At 73.7% G+C, this 17,390-nt stretch carries 16 protein-coding genes; 7 read left to right on the top strand and 9 right to left on the bottom strand.

All coding sequences use genetic code 11. The features are described 5' to 3' along the window. The first annotated feature begins 116 nt into the window (after nt 1-116). Nucleotides 117-1,088, top strand: a complete 972-nt coding sequence (locus AB0I11_RS16090) for an acyl-CoA desaturase (RefSeq protein WP_357319993.1) — start codon at nt 117-119, stop codon at nt 1,086-1,088. Nucleotides 1,089-1,183: 95 nt separating this feature from the next. After that, nucleotides 1,184-1,816, top strand: coding sequence for a TetR/AcrR family transcriptional regulator (locus AB0I11_RS16085; protein ID WP_357320083.1), 633 nt, complete (start codon nt 1,184-1,186; stop codon nt 1,814-1,816). Between the two features lie 8 nt (nt 1,817-1,824). On the opposite strand, the gene AB0I11_RS16080 is transcribed toward AB0I11_RS16085, so the two are convergent. The 6 genes from AB0I11_RS16080 to AB0I11_RS16055 all read right to left on the bottom strand — a co-directional run bounded on the left by AB0I11_RS16080 (nt 1,825) and on the right by AB0I11_RS16055 (nt 7,970). Then, the gene (locus tag AB0I11_RS16080) at nt 1,825-2,298 is read right to left on the bottom strand and encodes a DUF4383 domain-containing protein (protein WP_357319990.1); all 474 of its coding nucleotides are present in this window, start codon (nt 2,296-2,298) and stop codon (nt 1,825-1,827) included. A gap of 116 nt (nt 2,299-2,414) precedes the next feature. Further along, nucleotides 2,415-2,870, bottom strand: a complete 456-nt coding sequence (locus tag AB0I11_RS16075) for a DUF4383 domain-containing protein (protein ID WP_357319988.1) — start codon at nt 2,868-2,870, stop codon at nt 2,415-2,417. Nucleotides 2,871-2,962: 92 nt separating this feature from the next. After that, nucleotides 2,963-4,762, bottom strand: coding sequence for an ABC-F family ATP-binding cassette domain-containing protein (locus tag AB0I11_RS16070; protein ID WP_357319985.1), 1,800 nt, complete (start codon nt 4,760-4,762; stop codon nt 2,963-2,965). 326 nt (nt 4,763-5,088) lie between these two features. After that, on the bottom strand, nt 5,089-6,045 hold the full coding sequence (locus AB0I11_RS16065) for a 4-(cytidine 5'-diphospho)-2-C-methyl-D-erythritol kinase (protein ID WP_357319982.1): 957 nt from the start codon (nt 6,043-6,045) through the stop codon (nt 5,089-5,091). A gap of 84 nt (nt 6,046-6,129) precedes the next feature. Continuing rightward, nucleotides 6,130-6,999, bottom strand: a complete 870-nt coding sequence (rsmA, locus tag AB0I11_RS16060) for a 16S rRNA (adenine(1518)-N(6)/adenine(1519)-N(6))-dimethyltransferase RsmA (protein ID WP_357319979.1) — start codon at nt 6,997-6,999, stop codon at nt 6,130-6,132. A 53-nt stretch (nt 7,000-7,052) separates the two neighbouring features. Next, on the bottom strand, nt 7,053-7,970 hold the full coding sequence (locus AB0I11_RS16055; RefSeq protein WP_357320080.1) for a TatD family hydrolase: 918 nt from the start codon (nt 7,968-7,970) through the stop codon (nt 7,053-7,055). A gap of 82 nt (nt 7,971-8,052) precedes the next feature. Between AB0I11_RS16055 and AB0I11_RS16050 the strand changes: the two genes are divergently transcribed. Beyond that, nucleotides 8,053-9,291 carry a hypothetical protein gene (locus tag AB0I11_RS16050; RefSeq protein WP_357319976.1) on the top strand — a complete coding sequence of 413 codons (1,239 nt, stop codon included), beginning with the start codon at nt 8,053-8,055 and terminating at the stop codon, nt 9,289-9,291. A 60-nt stretch (nt 9,292-9,351) separates the two neighbouring features. Next, on the top strand, nt 9,352-10,203 hold the full coding sequence (locus AB0I11_RS16045; RefSeq protein WP_357319973.1) for an alpha/beta hydrolase: 852 nt from the start codon (nt 9,352-9,354) through the stop codon (nt 10,201-10,203). A 60-nt stretch (nt 10,204-10,263) separates the two neighbouring features. Here AB0I11_RS16045 and metG read toward each other — a convergent pair whose 3' ends face one another. Then, nucleotides 10,264-12,066 (bottom strand): methionine--tRNA ligase, encoded by a 1,803-nt coding sequence (gene metG, locus AB0I11_RS16040; protein ID WP_357319970.1) that lies wholly within the window; start codon nt 12,064-12,066, stop codon nt 10,264-10,266. Nucleotides 12,067-12,204: 138 nt separating this feature from the next. Here metG and AB0I11_RS16035 point away from each other — a divergent pair, with 138 nt between their 5' ends. After that, nucleotides 12,205-13,074 carry a hypothetical protein gene (locus AB0I11_RS16035; RefSeq protein WP_357319965.1) on the top strand — a complete coding sequence of 290 codons (870 nt, stop codon included), beginning with the start codon at nt 12,205-12,207 and terminating at the stop codon, nt 13,072-13,074. A gap of 63 nt (nt 13,075-13,137) precedes the next feature. On the opposite strand, the gene rsmI is transcribed toward AB0I11_RS16035, so the two are convergent. After that, on the bottom strand, nt 13,138-13,986 hold the full coding sequence (gene rsmI / locus AB0I11_RS16030) for a 16S rRNA (cytidine(1402)-2'-O)-methyltransferase (RefSeq protein WP_357319962.1): 849 nt from the start codon (nt 13,984-13,986) through the stop codon (nt 13,138-13,140). Between the two features lie 191 nt (nt 13,987-14,177). Between rsmI and AB0I11_RS16025 the strand changes: the two genes are divergently transcribed. Continuing rightward, nucleotides 14,178-15,773, top strand: a complete 1,596-nt coding sequence (locus AB0I11_RS16025) for a phospholipid carrier-dependent glycosyltransferase (RefSeq protein ID WP_357319960.1) — start codon at nt 14,178-14,180, stop codon at nt 15,771-15,773. 485 nt (nt 15,774-16,258) lie between these two features. Here AB0I11_RS16025 and AB0I11_RS16020 read toward each other — a convergent pair whose 3' ends face one another. Then, the gene (locus tag AB0I11_RS16020; protein ID WP_357319957.1) at nt 16,259-16,528 is read right to left on the bottom strand and encodes a hypothetical protein; all 270 of its coding nucleotides are present in this window, start codon (nt 16,526-16,528) and stop codon (nt 16,259-16,261) included. A gap of 181 nt (nt 16,529-16,709) precedes the next feature. On the opposite strand from AB0I11_RS16020, the gene AB0I11_RS16015 reads away from it, so the two are divergent. Next, a complete protein-coding gene (locus tag AB0I11_RS16015; RefSeq protein WP_357319954.1) occupies nt 16,710-17,366 on the top strand; it encodes a 4'-phosphopantetheinyl transferase superfamily protein in 657 nt (218 codons plus the stop codon). The last annotated feature ends 24 nt before the right edge of the window (nt 17,367-17,390 follow it).

Raw genomic sequence — 17,390 nt, 5'->3', positions numbered from 1 at the left:
AAGGTTAGAACAGCCGTACGACAGGTCTGTCCATTCACGAATGCCGGTGTCCGCTGCGATCTAGCCGCCCGCTGGTTACGGTGACGTAGGCGTAGCCCGTACCACTGGGAGGTGCCATGTCGACCACCCTGAGCGGCCCGGAGAGCGGACCGAAGCCGTTGACCCAGGGACACCAGTCCCGGGGGATCCTGATCGCGCTGTGGGCCTTCGTGGCCGTACCGTTCCTCGCCCTGCTCGCCGCCGTGCCGGTGGCCTGGGGCGGCTGGCTGGGCTGGAGCGACCTGCTGATCGCCGGCTTCTGGTACGTGCTCTCCGGGCTCGGCATCACGGTCGGCTACCACCGCTACTTCACCCACGGCTCATTCCGGGCGAAGCCCTGGCTGCGCGCCGCGCTGGCGGTGGCGGGCTCGTTCGCGGTGCAGGGCGAGATCATCCAGTGGGTGGCGGACCACCGCCGGCACCACGCGTTCTCCGATCAGGAGGGCGACCCGCACTCGCCGTGGCGGTTCGGGGAGAGCATCGGCGGGCTGGCCAGAGGACTGTTCCACGCGCACGTCGGCTGGTTGTTCAACCGGGAGCTGTCGAACCGGGAGCGGTTCGCCCCGGACCTGCTCGCCGATCCGATCACCCGCCGGGTCGACCGGCTCTTCCCGGCGCTGGTGGCGGTGTCGGTGCTCGCGCCGGCGGCGATGGGCGCGCTGGTCACCTGGTCGTGGCAGGGCGCGCTGACCGCGTTCTTCTGGGGCGGGCTGGTCCGGATCGCGCTGCTGCACCACGTCACCTGGTCGATCAACTCGATCTGCCACGTCTACGGGGAGCGGCCGTTCGCGGTGCGGCCGGGCGACCGGGCGGCGAACTTCTGGCCGCTGGCGCTGCTGTCGTTCGGGGAGAGCTGGCACAACCTGCACCACGCGGAGCCGACCAGCGCGCGGCACGGGGTGCTGCGCGGGCAGATCGATCCGTCGGCGCGGGTGATCTGGCTGCTGGAGAAGGCCGGTGCGGCCTGGTCGGTGCGGTGGCCGAAACCGGAGCGGATCACGGCGAAGCTGGTGGAGCCGGTGCGGGTGCGGGGCCGGGCCGCGCGGTAACCGGTCGGTCGGCGTCGGTCGGGTTTGGCAGGATGGGCCGGGTGACCGACGTTCCCGGCAATGACGCGCGCTCCGCCCGGCGGCGGGCCGTCCCGGTGGCCAAGCCCCCTTCCCGGGTACGGATGTCCGCGACCCAGCGTCGGGAGCAGCTGATCTCGATCGCCCGGGAGATCTTCGCCGAGCGCGGGTTCGACGCCACGTCGATCGAGGAGGTGGCGGCCCGGGCGAAGGTGTCCAAGCCGGTGGTGTACGAGCACTTCGGCGGCAAGGAGGGGCTCTACGCCGTGGTGGTGGACCGAGAGGTCCGTTCGCTGCTGGAGCGGATCACCACGGCGCTGACCGCCGGGCATCCGCGGGAGTTGCTGGAGCAGGCGGCGTTGACCCTGCTGACCTACATCGAGGAGGAGACCAGCGGGTTCCGGGTGCTGGTCCGGGAGTCGCCGTTGATGTCGGCGACGGGCAACTTCAGCAGCGTGTTGAACGACGTGGCGCACCAGGTGGAGCACATCCTGGGCGCGGAGTTCTCCAGCCGGGGCTACGACCCGAAGCTGGCGGAGCTGTACTCGCAGGCGCTGGTGGGCATGGTGGCGTTGACCGGCCGCTGGTGGCTGGAGGTGCGCAAGCCGCGCAAGGAGACGGTGGCGGCGCACCTGGTGAACCTGGCCTGGAACGGGTTGTCGCACCTGGAGGCGAAGCCGGGGCTGATCACGGTGCGCAAGCCGGGCTGACCCGCGGGTCAGCGGTGGGCCTTCGCGACGGGGTGCTCGCGGCGGCGCCGTTCCTCCTCGGCGTGTTCGTCCGTGCCGACCTTGTCGTAGAGGCCGGTGGCGAGCAGGATCAGGCCGAACAGCAGCGACACGATCACGGTCGCCATCGAGAAGTTGAGAATGTTCACCTGGGTCTGCAGCACGGACATCATGAGGATGCCGGTGACCAGGAAGACGACTCCGGCGGTCAGGTTCATGTAGTGGCCGAGGTTGCCGCGCCGGGACGCGCCGATGATGAGAAACGCGCCGAAGATCACGGAGACCAGGGAGAAGGCCAGGTTGGTGCGGAGCCCGAGGGCACTGGTGTCCGCCCTGCTGAACAGCCCGTCGCCCCAGGTCGCGGCCACGCCGTACACGCCGAAGACGAGGATGTAGAGGCCGATGAGGCCGGAGAGCACGCGGTAGAGCGGCCGCGCGGGATGGTTCACCGGGAAGTGCGCCATGGGAACCTCCAACGAAGCGAGCAATTCGCCCCGATTGTCCCCCAGCGACGGACCCGCGTCCCCGGAAACGCCGAAGGCCCGGCTCGATGCCGGGCCCACGTCGGTACGGGCGGGAATCAGAGCACGAGCCGAGCCTTCTGCCAGGCCTCGTGCTCGTCGTCGGTGCCGACCTTGCCGTACATGCCGGCCATCAGCAGGACCAGGGCGAGGACCAGGATCACGACGTCGGTCATGATCGAGAAGTTGAAGATGTTGGCGTCGGTGTGCAGGAACGCCAGCTCGGCGAGGCCGAGGCCGATCAGCCCGTACGCCATCCACTGGTTGATCAGCACGTCGAGGTTGCGGCCGATCACGACGCCGAGCAGGATCACGGCCCCGAGCAGGATCGCCAGCAGCGAGAATCCGAGGTTGGTGCCCTGGCCGAGGACCTTGGTGTCGTCCTGGGCGAGCACCTCGTCGCCCGCGCTCGCGATGATGCCGAGCACGCCGAAGACGATGAAGTACAGACCAACGAGCCCGCCGATCGCCCGGTAGACAGGCCGCGCGGGGTGGTTGACGGGGGTGTGCGACATCTCTGCGTCTCCAAGACCGTTCGGGTGAGGGGTCGCCAGCGATTGTCCCGCACGCCGGGCTGTGACGCCGCACACCCCCTCCCGACGGCGGGTCAGTCCGCCGGCAGCTCCTCGGCGAGGGCGAGCCAGGTCTCCTCGGTGCGGTCCCGCTCGGCCCGCACCTCCTTGAGTTGGGCGTCCAGCTCGGCGACCTTGGCGTAGTCGGTGGCGTGGGCGGCGAGCTGCTCGTGCAGGGTCGCCTCCCGCTGCTCGAGCTTGGCGATTTGCCGTTCCAGCCGGCTGAGTTCCTTCTTCGCGGTACGTACCTCGGCGGCGGAGAGACCCTCGCGGACCGGGCCCGGCCCGGCCGGGGTGAGGTCGGCGGGGGCCGGTCCGCGACCGGCGGCGGCCCGGGCCAGGTACTCGTCGACCCCGCCGGGCAGGTGCACCAGCCGGCCGTCGCCGAACATCCCGTACGCGACGTCGGTGACCCGCTCGATGAGGTAGCGGTCGTGGCTGGCCACCACGATGGTGCCCGGCCAGGAGTCGAGCAGGTCCTCCAGCGCGGCGAGGGTGTCGGTGTCCAGGTCGTTGGTGGGCTCGTCGAGCAGGAGCACGTTGGGCTCACCGGCGAGCAGCCGCAGCATCTGCAACCGGCGCCGCTCGCCGCCGGAGAGGTCGCTGACCGGGGTCCAGAGCCGCCGGTCGTCGAAGCCGAAGATCTCGGCGAGCTGGGCGGCGCTGATCTCCCGGTCGCCGAACTGGACCCGCCGGGCCACCTCCTCGACGGCTTCGAGGACCCGCAGGTGGCCGGGAAGTTCGGCGAGTTCCTGGGAGAGGAACGCCGGCCGGACGGTCTGCCCGGTGGTGAAGTGGCCGCCGTCGGGGCGGGTCACCCCGGCGAGCAGGCGCAGCAGGGTGGTCTTGCCGGCGCCGTTGCGGCCGAGGATGGCGACCCGGTCGCCGGGGCCGACCTGCCAGGTGAGGCCGCGCAGGATCTCCTTGGGGCCGGCGTGCAGGGTGACCTGCGCCAGGTCGTACACCTGCTTGCCGAGCCGGGCGGTGGCGAGCCGCTGCAACGACGTGGTGTCGCGCGGCTCCGGCACGTCGGCGATGAGCGCGTTCGCGGCCTCGATCCGGAACTTCGGCTTCGAGGTGCGGGCCGGCGCGCCCCGGCGCAGCCAGGCGATCTCCTTGCGGAGCAGGTTCTGCCGGCGGGCCTCGGTGGCGGCGGCGACCCGCTGCCGCTCGACCCGGGCCAGCGTCCAGGCGGCGAAGCCGCCCTCGTACGCCCGGACGATCTGGTCGGCGACCTCCCAGGTGGTGGTGCAGACCGCGTCGAGGAACCACCGGTCGTGGGTGACCACGACGAGCGCGCCCTTCCGGGTGACCAGGTGCCTGGCCAGCCAGTCGACGCCGCCGACGTCGAGGTGGTTGGTGGGCTCGTCGAGGATGAGCAGGTCGGCCTCGCGGACCAGCAGCGCGGCGAGGGCGACCCGGCGGCGCTCGCCGCCGGACATCGGACCCACGGGCGCTTCCAGGCCCAGGTGGGGCATGCCCAGGCCGTCGAGGATGGCCCGCACGCCGGCGTCGCCGGCCCACTCGTGCTCGGCGCCCATGCTCTCGCCGAGCCACGCGGTGCCGAGCACGACGTCGCGGACGGTGGCCTCGGGTGCCAGCTCCAACGTCTGCGGCAGCCAGGACACCCGCAGGTCGCGGCGGTGGGTGACCCGGCCGTCGTCGGGGTCCTCGAGGCGGGTGAGCAGCCGCAACAGGGTGGACTTGCCGGCGCCGTTGAGGCCCACCACGCCGACCCGGTCGGCGTCGTCGAGGCCGAGCGAGACGTCGGTGAGCAGCGGCCCGGCGGCGCCGTACCCCTTGGACACCCGGTCCAGGTTGACGATGTTGGCCACTCCCCCACCTTTCATGATCAAGGCGTCCCGGTGCCGGCCGGCACCTCAGGACGCCCGCCCCCAAGGGTACGCGGACCAGCCCCCCGCGCCGCCCCGCCGCCCCGCCCTGCCGGGCGCCCCTCCCGACCGGGGGGACGCCCCTCCCGACCGGGGGGACGCGCTCGGCCGGCCGAGCCGGACACCCGCCCGGCCGGCAGCGGCCACAGAATGCGGCAAATCGTGGCCTGCCTGCCCCCCGAAGCCCCGGTTTGCCGCAACCCGGGTCGATCACGACCGGGCCAGGGACGGGAGGGGATGGGAGCCGACCGGGCCGGGCGGCCGGTGGGTCAGATGATGCGGGCGCCGGCGACCGGACCGTGCGCCACCCGGGCCTCCCGGCACACCCCGGCGGCGGCCAGGTCGGCGGCGACCCGGGTCGCGTGCGCCTCGTCGCTGGTCAGGAAGACGCAGGTGGGGCCGGAGCCGGAGACGATGCCGGCGAGCGCGCCGGCCGCCTCGCCCGCCTTCAGCGTGTCGACCAGCGCCGGTCGCATGGCCAGCGCGGCGTCCTGGAGGTCGTTGCCGAGCTGGGCGGCGAGCACCCGCGGGTCGCGCTGGCGCAGCGCGGCGAGCAGCCCGTCGGTGCTGCCCAGCGGCGCGCCGGCGGTGCCCGCGTCACGCAGCCGGTCCAGCTCCCGGTAGGCGGCCGGGGTGGACAGCCCGGTGTCGGCGACGGCCACCACCCAGTGCCAGGAGGTGGGGCGGGCCAGCACCGGGCTGACCGCCTCGCCACGGCCGGTGCCGAGCGCGGTGCCGCCGTGGATCAGGAACGGCACGTCCGAACCCAGGTCGGCGGCGATGCCGGCCAGTTCGTCCCGGGACAGGCCGGTGCCCCAGAGCGCGTCGCAGGCCACCAGGGCGGCGGCCGCGTCGGCGCTACCTCCGGCCAGCCCGCCGGCGAGGGGGATCTGCTTGCGTAGGTGCAGCCGGGCGTGCGGCAGTACGCCCGCGTACCCGGCGAGGGCGTGCGCGGCCCGGATCGCCAGGTTGGTGTCGTCCAGCGCCAGCTCACCGGCGCCCTCGCCCTCCATGGTGAGGGTGAGCGTGTCGCCCCGGCGCGCGGTCAGCTCGTCGTAGATGGAGATCGCGTGGTAGACGGTGTTCAGCTCGTGGTAGCCGTCGCGGCGCAGCGGCCCCACCCCGAGGTGCAGGTTGACCTTGGCGGGCACCCGGACCTTGACCGGCCCGCTGGCGCCCCGTCGCCGCAGCTCCTCCTCGTCGTCCGGTCGCCAGGCCTCGGTCACCGGACGGTGTCCCGGGGGCGCAGGCGGATGTCGAACGGCTTCTCCACGGTGGGCTCCTCGGCGGGGTGGGGGGACACGCCCAGCCTACTGGGCGGCGGCGGGCACGGTCGGGGCCGACGCGGCGATCGCGGCGAACTGCTCCACGGTGAGTGCCTCCCCGCGCGCGCCGGGTTCCACGCCGGCGGCGGTGAGCACCGCGGCGGCCCGGTCGGCGCCGCCGGCCCAGCCGGCCAGGGCGGCGCGCAGGGTCTTGCGGCGCTGCGCGAACGCCGCGTCAACCACCGCGAAGACGGCTTCCCGGGGTACGTCGGAGCGGGGCGGCTCGCGCCGGGTGAACGCGACCAGCCCGGAGTCGACGTTCGGCACCGGCCAGAAGACGTTCGGCGGGACCTTGCCGGCCGCCCGGGAGCGGGCGTACCAGGCGAGCTTGACCGACGGGATGCCGTACACCTTGGAGCCGGGACCGGCGACGAGCCGGTCGGCGACCTCCTTCTGCACCATCACCAGGCCGTGCCGCAGGGTGGGCAGCTCGGCGAGCAGGTGCAGCACCACCGGCACGGCCACGTTGTACGGCAGGTTCGCCACCAGCGCGGTGGGTGCCGGATCGGCCAGCTCGGCGGCGGTGATCCGCAGCGCGTCGCCGGGGTGCACGGTGAGCCGGGCGGCGTCCGGGCCGGCGAACCGGGCGGCGGTCTCCGGCAGCGCGGCGGCCAGCGCCGGGTCCAGCTCCACGGCGTGCACGTGCGCCGCCACCGGGAGCAGGGCCAGGGTGAGCGAGCCGAGCCCGGGGCCGACCTCCAGGGCCACGTCGTCGGGGGCCAGCCCGGCGGTGGTGACGATCCGGCGGACGGTGTTCGGGTCGTGCACGAAGTTCTGGCCGAGCTTCTTGGTCGGGGTCACGCCGAGCCGCGCGGCGAGTTCCCGGATCTCCGCCGGGCCGAGGAGACCGGTCACACCCCGTAGCGTAGGGCGTCCGCCCGGGGTGGACGGAGGGGGCCCTTCCTCACTCACCAGGGCCCGAAGGCGCGCTCGCCGTTCGCGGAGATGGCGGCGCAGAGCTGGTCGAGGTCGGCCCCGGTGGTCTCGGCGAGGAACCGCACGGTCAGCGGGATCAGGTACGACGCGTTGGGCCGGCCCCGGTGCGGCATCGGGGTCAGGTACGGCGCGTCGGTCTCCACCAGCAGCTGCCCGGGCGGGGTGACGGTGGCGGCCGCGCGGAGCGCGGCGGCGCTGCCGAAGGTGACCGTGCCGGCGTAGCTGAGCAGGTAGCCGCGGCGGACGCACTCCCGGGCGAAGTCGGCGTCGCCGGAGAAGCAGTGCAGCACCACGGTCTCCGGGGCGCCCTCGTCGTCGAGGACGCGCAGCACGTCGGCGTGTGCGTCGCGGTCGTGGATGACCAGCGCCTTGCCGTACCGCTTGGCGATCGCGATGTGCGCCCGGAAGCTCTCCTCCTGCGCGGCCCGCCCCTCGTCGCCGGTGCGGAAGAAGTCCATCCCGGTCTCGCCGATGCCGCGTACCCGGTCGCGGCCGGCGAGGCTTTCGATCTGCCGCAGCGCCTCGTCCAGGTCGGCGAGGCGGGGCGCCTCGTTGGGGTGCAGCGCCACGGTGGCGAGCACCGCGCCGTAGCGCTCGGCGACGTCGGCGCCCCACCGGGACGACTCGACGTCCACGCCGACCTGCACCAGCCGGTCCACGCCGACGCCGGCGGCGACCGCGATGGCGGCGGCGACCGGGTCCTCGGCGGGGCCGCTCACGCCGCCCGGTGCCCCGCCGGGTACGCCGTAGTCGCTGACGGTGATGTCGAGGTGGGTGTGGCTGTCCAGCACGGGCACGGGCAGCGCCTCCGGGGCGGGCGGGAACTCCCCGGCCCGGCGGGCGGCCCGCTGCTTGCGGGTCTCGGTCTGCTCAGTCATCGCGGCCAGCATCACACACCGCCGCCGGGCGGCGTTCCCGGACCGCCACCGGCTGTTCACGTGCCCAACATCTGCCGCGCATAGCGTCCGCCGGGTGACCGTCACCCCTCAGACCAGCGGGGCCGCCCCCGAGCGGACCGGGCAGCACGTGACGTACGAGGGCCGGGTGCACCCCGCGGAGGAGCTGGCCCGGGGTGCCGCCTACGAGGTGTTCAGCGCCGACGAGCTGCCCGGTTTCGAGTTCGTACCCCGACCGGGGGCCGGTTACCCGTGGCGCCGGTTCGTGCACGTGACCGAGGTGAGCGCGGTGCACGGGGCGGCCGAGCCGACCGAGGAGGCGGACCCGCCGCTGCTGATGCCGGTGCACCGCGAGCACGGCTGGGCGTACCTGCACCAGCTCAGCCAGGCGCCGGCGGCGGCCGGGGATCCGACGCTGGCCGCGGTGCGCGCGTCGGCGGTCATCCGGCCCGGGACCCGGATGGTGAAGGTGCTCTCCGCCCGTCAGCTCGCCGGATATGTGCGGGGGTGGCTGCCGCACGGCTTCTGCTACCGGGAGCACGACGTGGCGCACCTGCGTACCCCGGGCGCGCTGGCGGTGCTGCGCGGTGACGGCGAGGGCGGCGACGTGGCGTACGCGCTGCGCTGGCGGGCCGCCGACCCGGCCGACTACGACGCCCCGATCGGTCCGGCGCACCACGGCCTGACCGTGCTGCCGCCCCGGGACCGGCTGGGTCCGCCGGTGCTGGGCACCGGTTTCGTGCCGAGCAACGCCCAGCTCATCCCGGAGTTCGTCACCCGGGACTTCGCCGACCTGCCGATGCCGGCGAACGCCACCCTGCTCGCCTACCCGGCGGAGGGGGTGGAGGTGGTGCTCTACACCTACCAGGCCGAGCAGCGCGGCTGGCTGCGCATGGTGGGGCCGCAGTGGCGGCACCTGCTCGCCGCGGTGCCGGGCCTCTCCCCCGACCAGGAGTACGTGCCGACCGGCGACGCGCCCCGCTCCACCCAACTCGTCGGCGGGTACGCCGGCGGGGAGTACGAGGCGGTGGCGGACCTGCCGGGCGGGTTCCGGGTGCTGGCGATGACCCGGGCGGCCCGTTACCCGGTGGAGTCGGCGGCCCGGCGGCTGCGTTACGCCGCCTGGCGCGGGGTGCCCTGCCTGGTGCTGCGGGAGGAGGCGGGTTGGCTGCGGCTGCGGCTGTGCCGCCCGGATCCGGACGCGGTGGCCGCGACCGGGGCGCAGTGCCACGAGCGGGGCGTCTACGAGACCTGGGCGCCGGGCGCCGAGGTGACCGACGACCGGGTGGTGGACCTGCCGTACCGGACGGCATAACCGGGGTCCCCCCGGGAAAGCGCGGGCGTCAACGACGTACCCAGGGGGAGAGAACCGGACATGCCTTTCGTTACCGTCGGTACGGAGAACTCCGCACCCATCGACCTGTACTACGAGGATCACGGCTCCGGGCAGCCGATCGTCCTGATCCACGGTTTCCCGTTCAACGGGGCGACCTGGGAGAAGATGGCCAATCCGCTGCTCGCGGCCGGCTACCGGGTGATCACGTACGACCGGCGCGGTTTCGGCAACTCCGCCCAGCCGGCGTTCGGCTACGACTACAACACCTTCGCGGCCGACCTGGACGTGCTGATGACCGAGTTGGATCTGCGCAACGCGATCCTGATCGGGCACTCGATGGGCACCGGTGAGGTGACCCGCTACCTGGGCGCGTACGGGTCGGACCGGGTGGACCGGGCGGTGCTCATGGCCCCGTTGGCGCCGTACCTGCTGAAGACCCAGGACAACCCGGAAGGGGTCGACCAGAGCCTCTTCGAGGGGTTCAAGGCGGCCATCATCCAGGACCGGTTCGCCTACCTGACCCAGTTCTGCGACGCGTTCTTCAACTACAGCGAGAACAAGGGCAGGTGGGTCAGCGAGGAGGCGTACCGGGCGCACTGGGACATCGGCGCGCGGGCGTCGGCGAAGGCCACCCACGACTCGGTCGACGCCTGGCTGACCGATTTCCGGGGCGACCTGCCGAACATCACCATCCCGGTGCTGATCATCCAGGGCGACAAGGACAACGTGCTGCCGTACCCGGCCACCGGCGGGCGGTTGCAGCACATGCTCTCGGACTGCCGGATGGTCACCCTCAAGGGGGCGCCGCACGGCACCCCGTGGACCCATCCCACCGAGGTGAACCAGGCGATCATGCAGTTCATCGGCGCGCCGCAGATGGCCCACGCCTGAGCCACACCGACGACGACGGCCCCAGGGGAATCCCCCGGGGCCGTGCCGTCCGTCGGGCCGTCAGCCGGCCAGCCGGGCCAGTTCCTCGTCGACGATGGACGGGTCGAGCTTGCGGAACACCGGCTTCGGCGCCGCGAGCGGCCGGCCCGCCTCCAGGGGTACGGACTCCCAGCGCGCACCGACCGTGTAGTCGCCGGTCAGCACCGGGTACGCCGGCCCGCCGTCGAGGTCCTCGACCTCCTCGATGACCGGCATGGGTGCGTGCACCCCGGTGCCGCCGAGCAGCTCGTGGATCTTCTGCGCGGAGTGCGGCAGGAACGGGGTGAGCAGCGTGTTGGCGTCGCTGACCACCTGGAGGGCGACGTGCAGGATGGTGCCCATCCGGGGCTTGTCGGCGGCGTCCTTGAGCTTCCAGGGCGCCTGCTCGGAGAGGTACTTGTTGGCCTCCGCGACGACCTTCATGGCCTCGCCGATGGCCTGCTTCTGCCGGTGCCGGGCGATCAGGTCGCCGACGGTGGTGAAGCCGGTCCGGGCGGTGGCGAGCAGCGCCTCGTCGGCCTCGGTGAGCCCGGCCGGGTCGACCGGCGGGATCTCGCCGAAGTTCTTCGCCGCCATCGAGACGGACCGGTTGACCAGGTTGCCCCAGCCGGCGACCAGTTCGTCGTTGTTGCGGCGGAGGAACTCGGCCCAGGTGAAGTCGGTGTCGTTGCTCTCCGGTCCGGCCACCGCGATGAAGTAGCGCAGCGCGTCGGCGTCGTACCGCTCGAGGAAGTCGCGGACGTAGATGACCACCTTGCGGGAGGAGGAGAACTTCCGGCCCTCCATGGTCAGGTATTCGCTGGACACCACCTCGGTGGGCAGGTTGAGCCGGCCGAGGCGGCCCGGCTCGCCGTCCCGGGAGCCGTCGCCGGAGTAGCCGCCGAGCAGCGCCGGCCAGATGACCGAGTGGAAGACGATGTTGTCCTTGCCCATGAAGTAGTAGCCGCGGGCCTCCTTGCCCTCGCCGTCGGCGGACCACCACTTCCGCCACGCCTCGGGGTCGCCGGCGCGGCGGGCCCATTCGATGGAGGCGGACAGGTAGCCGATGACGGCGTCGAACCAGACGTAGATCCGCTTGTCCGGGCGGTCGCGCCAGCCGTCCAGCGGGATCGGCACGCCCCACTCCAGGTCCCGGGTGATGGCCCGGGGCTGGAGGTCGTCGAGCAGGTTGCGGGAGAACCGAAGCACGTTGGGCCGCCACCCCTCCCGGGTGTCCAGCCACTGCCGTAGCGCGTCGGCCAGGGCGGGCAGGTCCAGGAAGAAGTGCTCGGTCTCGACGAATTCCGGCGTCTCGCCGTTGATCTTCGACTTGGGGTTGATCAGGTCGACCGGGTCGAGCTGGTTGCCGCAGTTGTCGCACTGGTCGCCGCGGGCGCTGTCGTAGCCGCAGATCGGGCAGGTGCCCTCGATGTAGCGGTCGGGCAGGGTCCGGCCGGTGGACGGGGAGATCGCCCCGGTGGTGACCTTGGGGACGATGTAGCCGTTGCGGTACAACCCCTCGAACAGCTCCTGCACCACCGCGTAGTGGTTGCGGGTGGTGGTCCGGGTGAACAGGTCGTACGACAGGCCCAGCGCCTGCAGGTCCTCGGCGATCACCCGGTTGTACCGGTCGGCCAGCTCGCGCGGGCTGGCCCCCTCGGCGTCGGCCTGCACCTGGATGGGAGTGCCGTGCTCGTCGGTGCCGGAGACCATGAGCACGTTGTGACCGGCCATCCGCATGTACCGGGCGAAGACGTCGGAGGGAACGCCGAATCCGGATACGTGGCCGATGTGGCGCGGGCCGTTGGCGTAGGGCCAGGCGACCGCGGCGAGAACGTGACTCATGAGCGTAGAGCCTAGTGATTGTCGTGGGCGACCTGCGAACCAATAGGGCGCGTCCCACCACCGGGCCCGGACAGCCCGCCCGATTTGTCGCCGACACGCGGCCTGAGCTGCCCGGCTGGCCCGGCGTACCGGTGTGAAATGAACGGCGTGACCAGCAGACGAGCGGCACCGGGGCCGGAGGAGGCCACCGCTCCGGCGCTGACCGGCGACGCCGGCCGGCCGGCGCGGGCGCGGGGCGGGAACGTCGCCCCGCAGCCCCGGCTCGACCCGGCCGACCCGCCGGTCCAGGTGGAGCCGACCACCGGCGCGCCGGTGGACGCGGTGCCGCGTCGGGTGCCGCTGCGGCAGCCGCGCTGGCAGCGGCGCCAGGCCACCGGCACCACTCCGGACGGCGACGGCGGGGTGTTCTGGGCGCCGATCGAGGAGGTGCACTGGGACGGCACGCCACTGCGCGCGGAGCCCCGTCCCCCGGCCACCCGCCCGGCGGCCCGGGGGGCGCGCACCCGGTCCAGCCATCCGCCGGCCCCGGCGAACGGGCTGGCGGCGCTGGTCACGCTGAGCCTGCTGGCGGCGTTCTTCGCCTGGGTGAGCGCGGGGCCGTTCTGGCTGGCGGCGGGGCACGCGACGGCCGGCACGGTGGTGATCACGGACTGTTCCGGCGGTGGCCTGACCCAGCGCTGCCGGGGCATCTTCCTGGCCGAGGCCGACCGGTTCGTGGCCCACGGGGTACGGGTCAGCGGGGTGCCGGCCGAGCGCAGCGCCACCGGCAGCGCGCTGCCGGCCCGGATGACCGGGCCGGACGGCGGCACCGCGTACGCGGACACCGGCGCCGGCCGGCACCTGCGCTGGCTGCTCGGGCTGCTGCTGGTGCTGGCCTGCGCCGCGGGGATCGCCCGGTGGACCGGGGCGACCCGGCTGCCGGACCGCCGGCAGCGCCGCTGGGCGGTGGGGGCCGCCCTGGCCGGGCCGGTGCTGATGACGGTGGGCTTCCTGGCCGCCGCCTGGTGACCCGGCGCGCCGGTCGGGCCGGGTCAGTTCCGGTCCGGCGGGCGTTGACCGGGCCCGCTGCGGTCACTCGTGCACGACCGCGTAGACCTCGCGGCGGCGCAGCCCGTACTCGGTGGCCACCTCGGTGATCGCGTCCCGCCGGGACAGCCCGGCGGCCTCCCGCGCGGCCACCGCGGCGCGCAGCGTGTCGTCGTCCGGCCGGTCCGCGACGGCCGCCGGCGCGCCGGCCACGACCAGGGTGATCTCGCCGCGCGGCTCGCCCTCGGCGGCCCACTCGGCCAGCTCACCGAGCGGCCGGCGGACCACCTCCTCGTAGGTCTTGGTCAGCTCTCGGCAGAGCGCGGCCGGCCGGTCCGGGCCGAACACGGCGGCCAGGTCGGCGAGCGCGCCGGTGATCCGGTGCGGCGCCTCGAAGATGACCAGGGTGCGTTCCTCGGCGGCCAGGGCACGCAGCCGGGCGCGGCGGCCGCCGGGGCTGCGGGGCAGGAAGCCCTCGAAGCAGAACCGGTCGCAGGGCAGGCCGGACAGCGCCAGCGCGGTGGTCACGGCGCTGGGACCGGGGGCCGCGGTGACCGGGACGCCGGCGTCGATGGCGGCGCGGACCAGCCGGTATCCCGGGTCGGAGACGCTGGGCATGCCGCCGTCGGTGACCAGCGCGACGGTGTAGCCGGCGGCCAGCACCTCGACCAGCTCCGGGGTCCGCCGCTCCTCGTTGCCCTCGAAGTAGGAGACGATCCGCCCGGGCACGGTGACGCCGAGGTCGCGGGCCAGCCGGGTGAGCCGGCGGGTGTCCTCGGCGGCGACCACGTCGGCGGCGCCGAGCACGTCGCGGAACCGGCTGGAGGCGTCGGCCGGGTTGCCCAGCGGCGCGCCGAGCAGCACCAGGCGGCCAACCTCGGACATTTCACCCACGACGTGCGCTCCTTCATCGACGGTCGTACCAATCTCGGAGACGACGGGCGCCACCGGGCACCTTCGCAGCCTACGATCGCCGGGTGACGAGTGCGTCGACAGCACAGAGCGCGAGCGCGGGTGGATCCGCCGCCGGGCGGACGAACGACGGACCGGCCACCGGGCCGTCCCCAGCCGGCGGTGGAGGCGGGGTGCCGGCCGTCGTCCGGCGCCGGCTCGGCACCGTCGACGCCCGCCTCGACGGCTACTCCTGGCTGGCCACCGGCGTCGTGGTGGCGATCGCGGCGATCCTGCGCTTCGTCGGGCTGAGCAGCCCGCCCGGCAAGATCTTCGACGAGACCTACTACGCCAAGGACGCCTACGGGCTGATCAGCCGGGGCGTCGAGTGGAACTACAAGGACAACGGCCCGTCGTACGTGGTGCACCCGCCGCTGGGCAAGTGGCTGATCGGGCTCGGCGAGTGGGCCTTCGGCTACCAGGACGCGGAGACGAACATCTCGGTGCCGGGGCACCTGGTCACCACCGCCCCGGAGTTCGGCTGGCGGTTCGCGGCGGCCGTCGCCGGCACCCTGTCGGTGCTGATGTTGGTGCGGATCGGCCGGCGGATGTTCGGCTCCACGGCGCTCGGCTGCGCGGCGGGCCTGCTGCTCGCCCTGGACGGCTACCACCTGGTGCTCTCCCGGGCCGCCCTGCTCGACATCTTCCTGCTGTTGTTCGTGCTGGCCGCGTTCGGCGCGCTGGTGCTGGACCGGGACGCCCGGCGGCGGCGCTGGGCGCGGGCGCTGGACGCCGGGCTCGACCCGTCGGTGCCGGGGCGGGCCGGCCGGCCGCCGTCGACCTGGCGGGACTGGCCGTGGTGGCGGCTGGCCGCGGGCGTGCTGCTCGGCTGCGCCGGCTCGGTGAAGTGGAGTGCCCTCTACTTCGTGCCGGCCTTCGCACTGCTGGTGATCCTCTGGGAGGTCGGTGTCCGCCGGTCGGCCGGCGTCCGTCGCCCGTGGCGGGACGCGCTGCTCGACGAGGTGCCCTGGCTGCTGCTGGCCGGCGTGCTGATGCTCGGTACCTACCTGGCCACCTGGTCCGGCTGGCTGCTCAGCGACGACGGCTACTACCGGCTGGCCAGCCGCTACCCGAACACCCCCGGGCTCAGTGACACCCCGGTGGTCGGGGCGCTGATCAACCTGTGGGAATACCACAAGGCGGCGTACGGGTTCCACGCCCAGCTCGACGACCCACACAAGTACCAGTCGTGGCCCTGGCAGTGGCTGCTGCTCGGCCGGCCGGTGGCCTTCTCCTGGTCCGGTGACGGCAACTGCGGCGCGGCGCAGTGCGCCTCGGAGGTGCTGCTGCTGGGCACCCCGCTGCTGTGGTGGTCGTTCCTGCCGGCGCTGGCGGCGACGGCCTGGCTCGGCCTGGCCCGGCGGGACTGGCGGGCCAGCGCGATTCTGCTCACCGTGGCCGCCGGCATGCTGCCCTGGTTCTGGTTCGCCCTGGACGGCCGGACGATGTTCTCCTTCTACCTGGCGCCGGCGGTGCCGTTCCTGGTGCTGGCGGTGGTCTACGTGCTCGGCGCGATCGTGTCGCCGGCGCCGGTCGGCGGCCCCGTCGGCGCGCCGCCGCCAACCGAGCAGGACGTCTCCGACCGCCGGCTGGTCGGCGGGATCATCGCGGGCGCGTACGTGCTGCTGGTGGCCCTCTGTTTCGCCTACTTCTATCCGATCTTCGTGGGCCGGCTGCTCACCTACGCGGAGTGGTCCGCGCGGATGTGGCTGGACGGCCGCTGGATCTGACGCCCGATGCGCCCGCTCACCCGCGGCCCGGCGGACCTCCGCCGGGCCGCGGCCGTGGTGGCGGCCTCCCCGACCAGGATGTCCCGGCGACGCCGCGCCGCGACGCGGGCAGCGGGTTCCGGGGGGCGGGGCGGATCCGGCGGCGCAGCGGGTGGGTGGCGCGGCGGGTTTCCGGGCGGGCGCGGCGAGTCGGTGGCGCGGCGGGATACCGGACGGCGCACAAAGAAGCGCGCCCCGATCGCCTGCCACGGGGGAAGCGGGCGATTGGGGCGCGCATGAAGAGCTTAACCACACTCCCGCACTCGCACAACGGGTGACCGCGGGTCAAGTTTCCGACGATGACCACCAGGGCCGATCCGGTCCCCGGCGGGCGACCGGCCGTCCGTCCCGCCAACCAAGGTTGACGGCTTCCGGGCGGCGTCCCGGCCCGCGCCGGAACCTCCGCTTTCCCTCACCAATCGGGGCGCGGCGGGCACGGCGGCGAGTCACTGGGTACGTGGGATGCGCGGCACCCAGCCGATGAACCGGTCCTGCAGCGACCGGCTGTGCCGGGCGGGCAGGTCCTCGCTGGCGGCGGCCAGGCAGGAGCCGAGATAGATGCTCAGCGAGGCGCGATCGGCCTGGTACTCGCTCAGCAGCCGGCTGCGCTTGGTGTCGCAGGGCCACTCGTCGCCGCAGGAGGCGCAGTTCCAGTCGGGTGTGACCGGGACGTGCTCGTCCGGTCCTGGTCCCGATGCCTTCGCACCAGGCGTCATCGGCCATTCCTCTCGTCAGTGGACTTCTCGCATGTGGACGATCTCCCCCGGTCGCCCCAACAGCGTTCCGCCACGCTCCGCCGTTACATCACTCCGGTACGTTCACCTGCCATGGTCACGCCGCAGCACCGTCCCCGGCCGGGACCATCCGGCCCGCCCCGACGACCCCCGGGTGCGAGCCGTGCGTGACCTCCTGCCGCCGGCGGTCGCGGTGGCCGTGGCCGGTCCCGGCGACTGGTCGGGGGCGCTGCTCCCCGCCGAGCGGGCGTGCCTCGGCGACCGCGCGGTGCCGGGCCGGCGCCGGGACTTCACCGCCGGCCGGGTCTGCGCCCGCCGCGCGCTGGCCGGGCTCGGGTTGCCGGCCGCGCCGGTCGTGGCGGCGCCCGACCGGTCGCCGGTCTGGCCACCCGGGGTGGTCGGCACCATCACGCACACCACCGGCTACTGCGCGGCGGCCGCCGCCCACGCCACGCAGGTGCGCTCCGTCGGGATGGACGCCGAGCGCCGCCAGGACCTCAGCCCGGGGGTACGCCGCCGGGTCTGCCTGCCCGAGGAGGAGGACGCCCTGGCCCGGCTGCCCGCCGGTGCGCCCTGGCCGACCGTGCTGTTCAGCGTCAAGGAGACCGTCTACAAGGTCTGGTACCCGGTGGTCGGTACCTGGCTGGACTTCGCCGACGCCCGGGTGACGCTCGACCCGGCGGCCGGCACGTTCACCGCGCTGATCGCGCCCGCCCGGGTCGCCGCGGCACCGGTGACCGATCCGCCGGTGTCGATCGCCGGACGGTTCGTCATCGACACCGATCTGGTGCGTACCGCCGCCGTTCTGGTACCCCGATGAGGTCCGCGCGGTCGGCTTGCCCCC

The organism is Micromonospora sp. NPDC050495 (genome assembly GCF_040655175.1).
Taxonomy (GTDB): Bacteria; Actinomycetota; Actinomycetes; order Mycobacteriales; family Micromonosporaceae; genus Micromonospora.
Note: the sequence above shows the minus strand (reverse complement) of the source record. Positions and strands in the feature narration are given on the sequence as shown.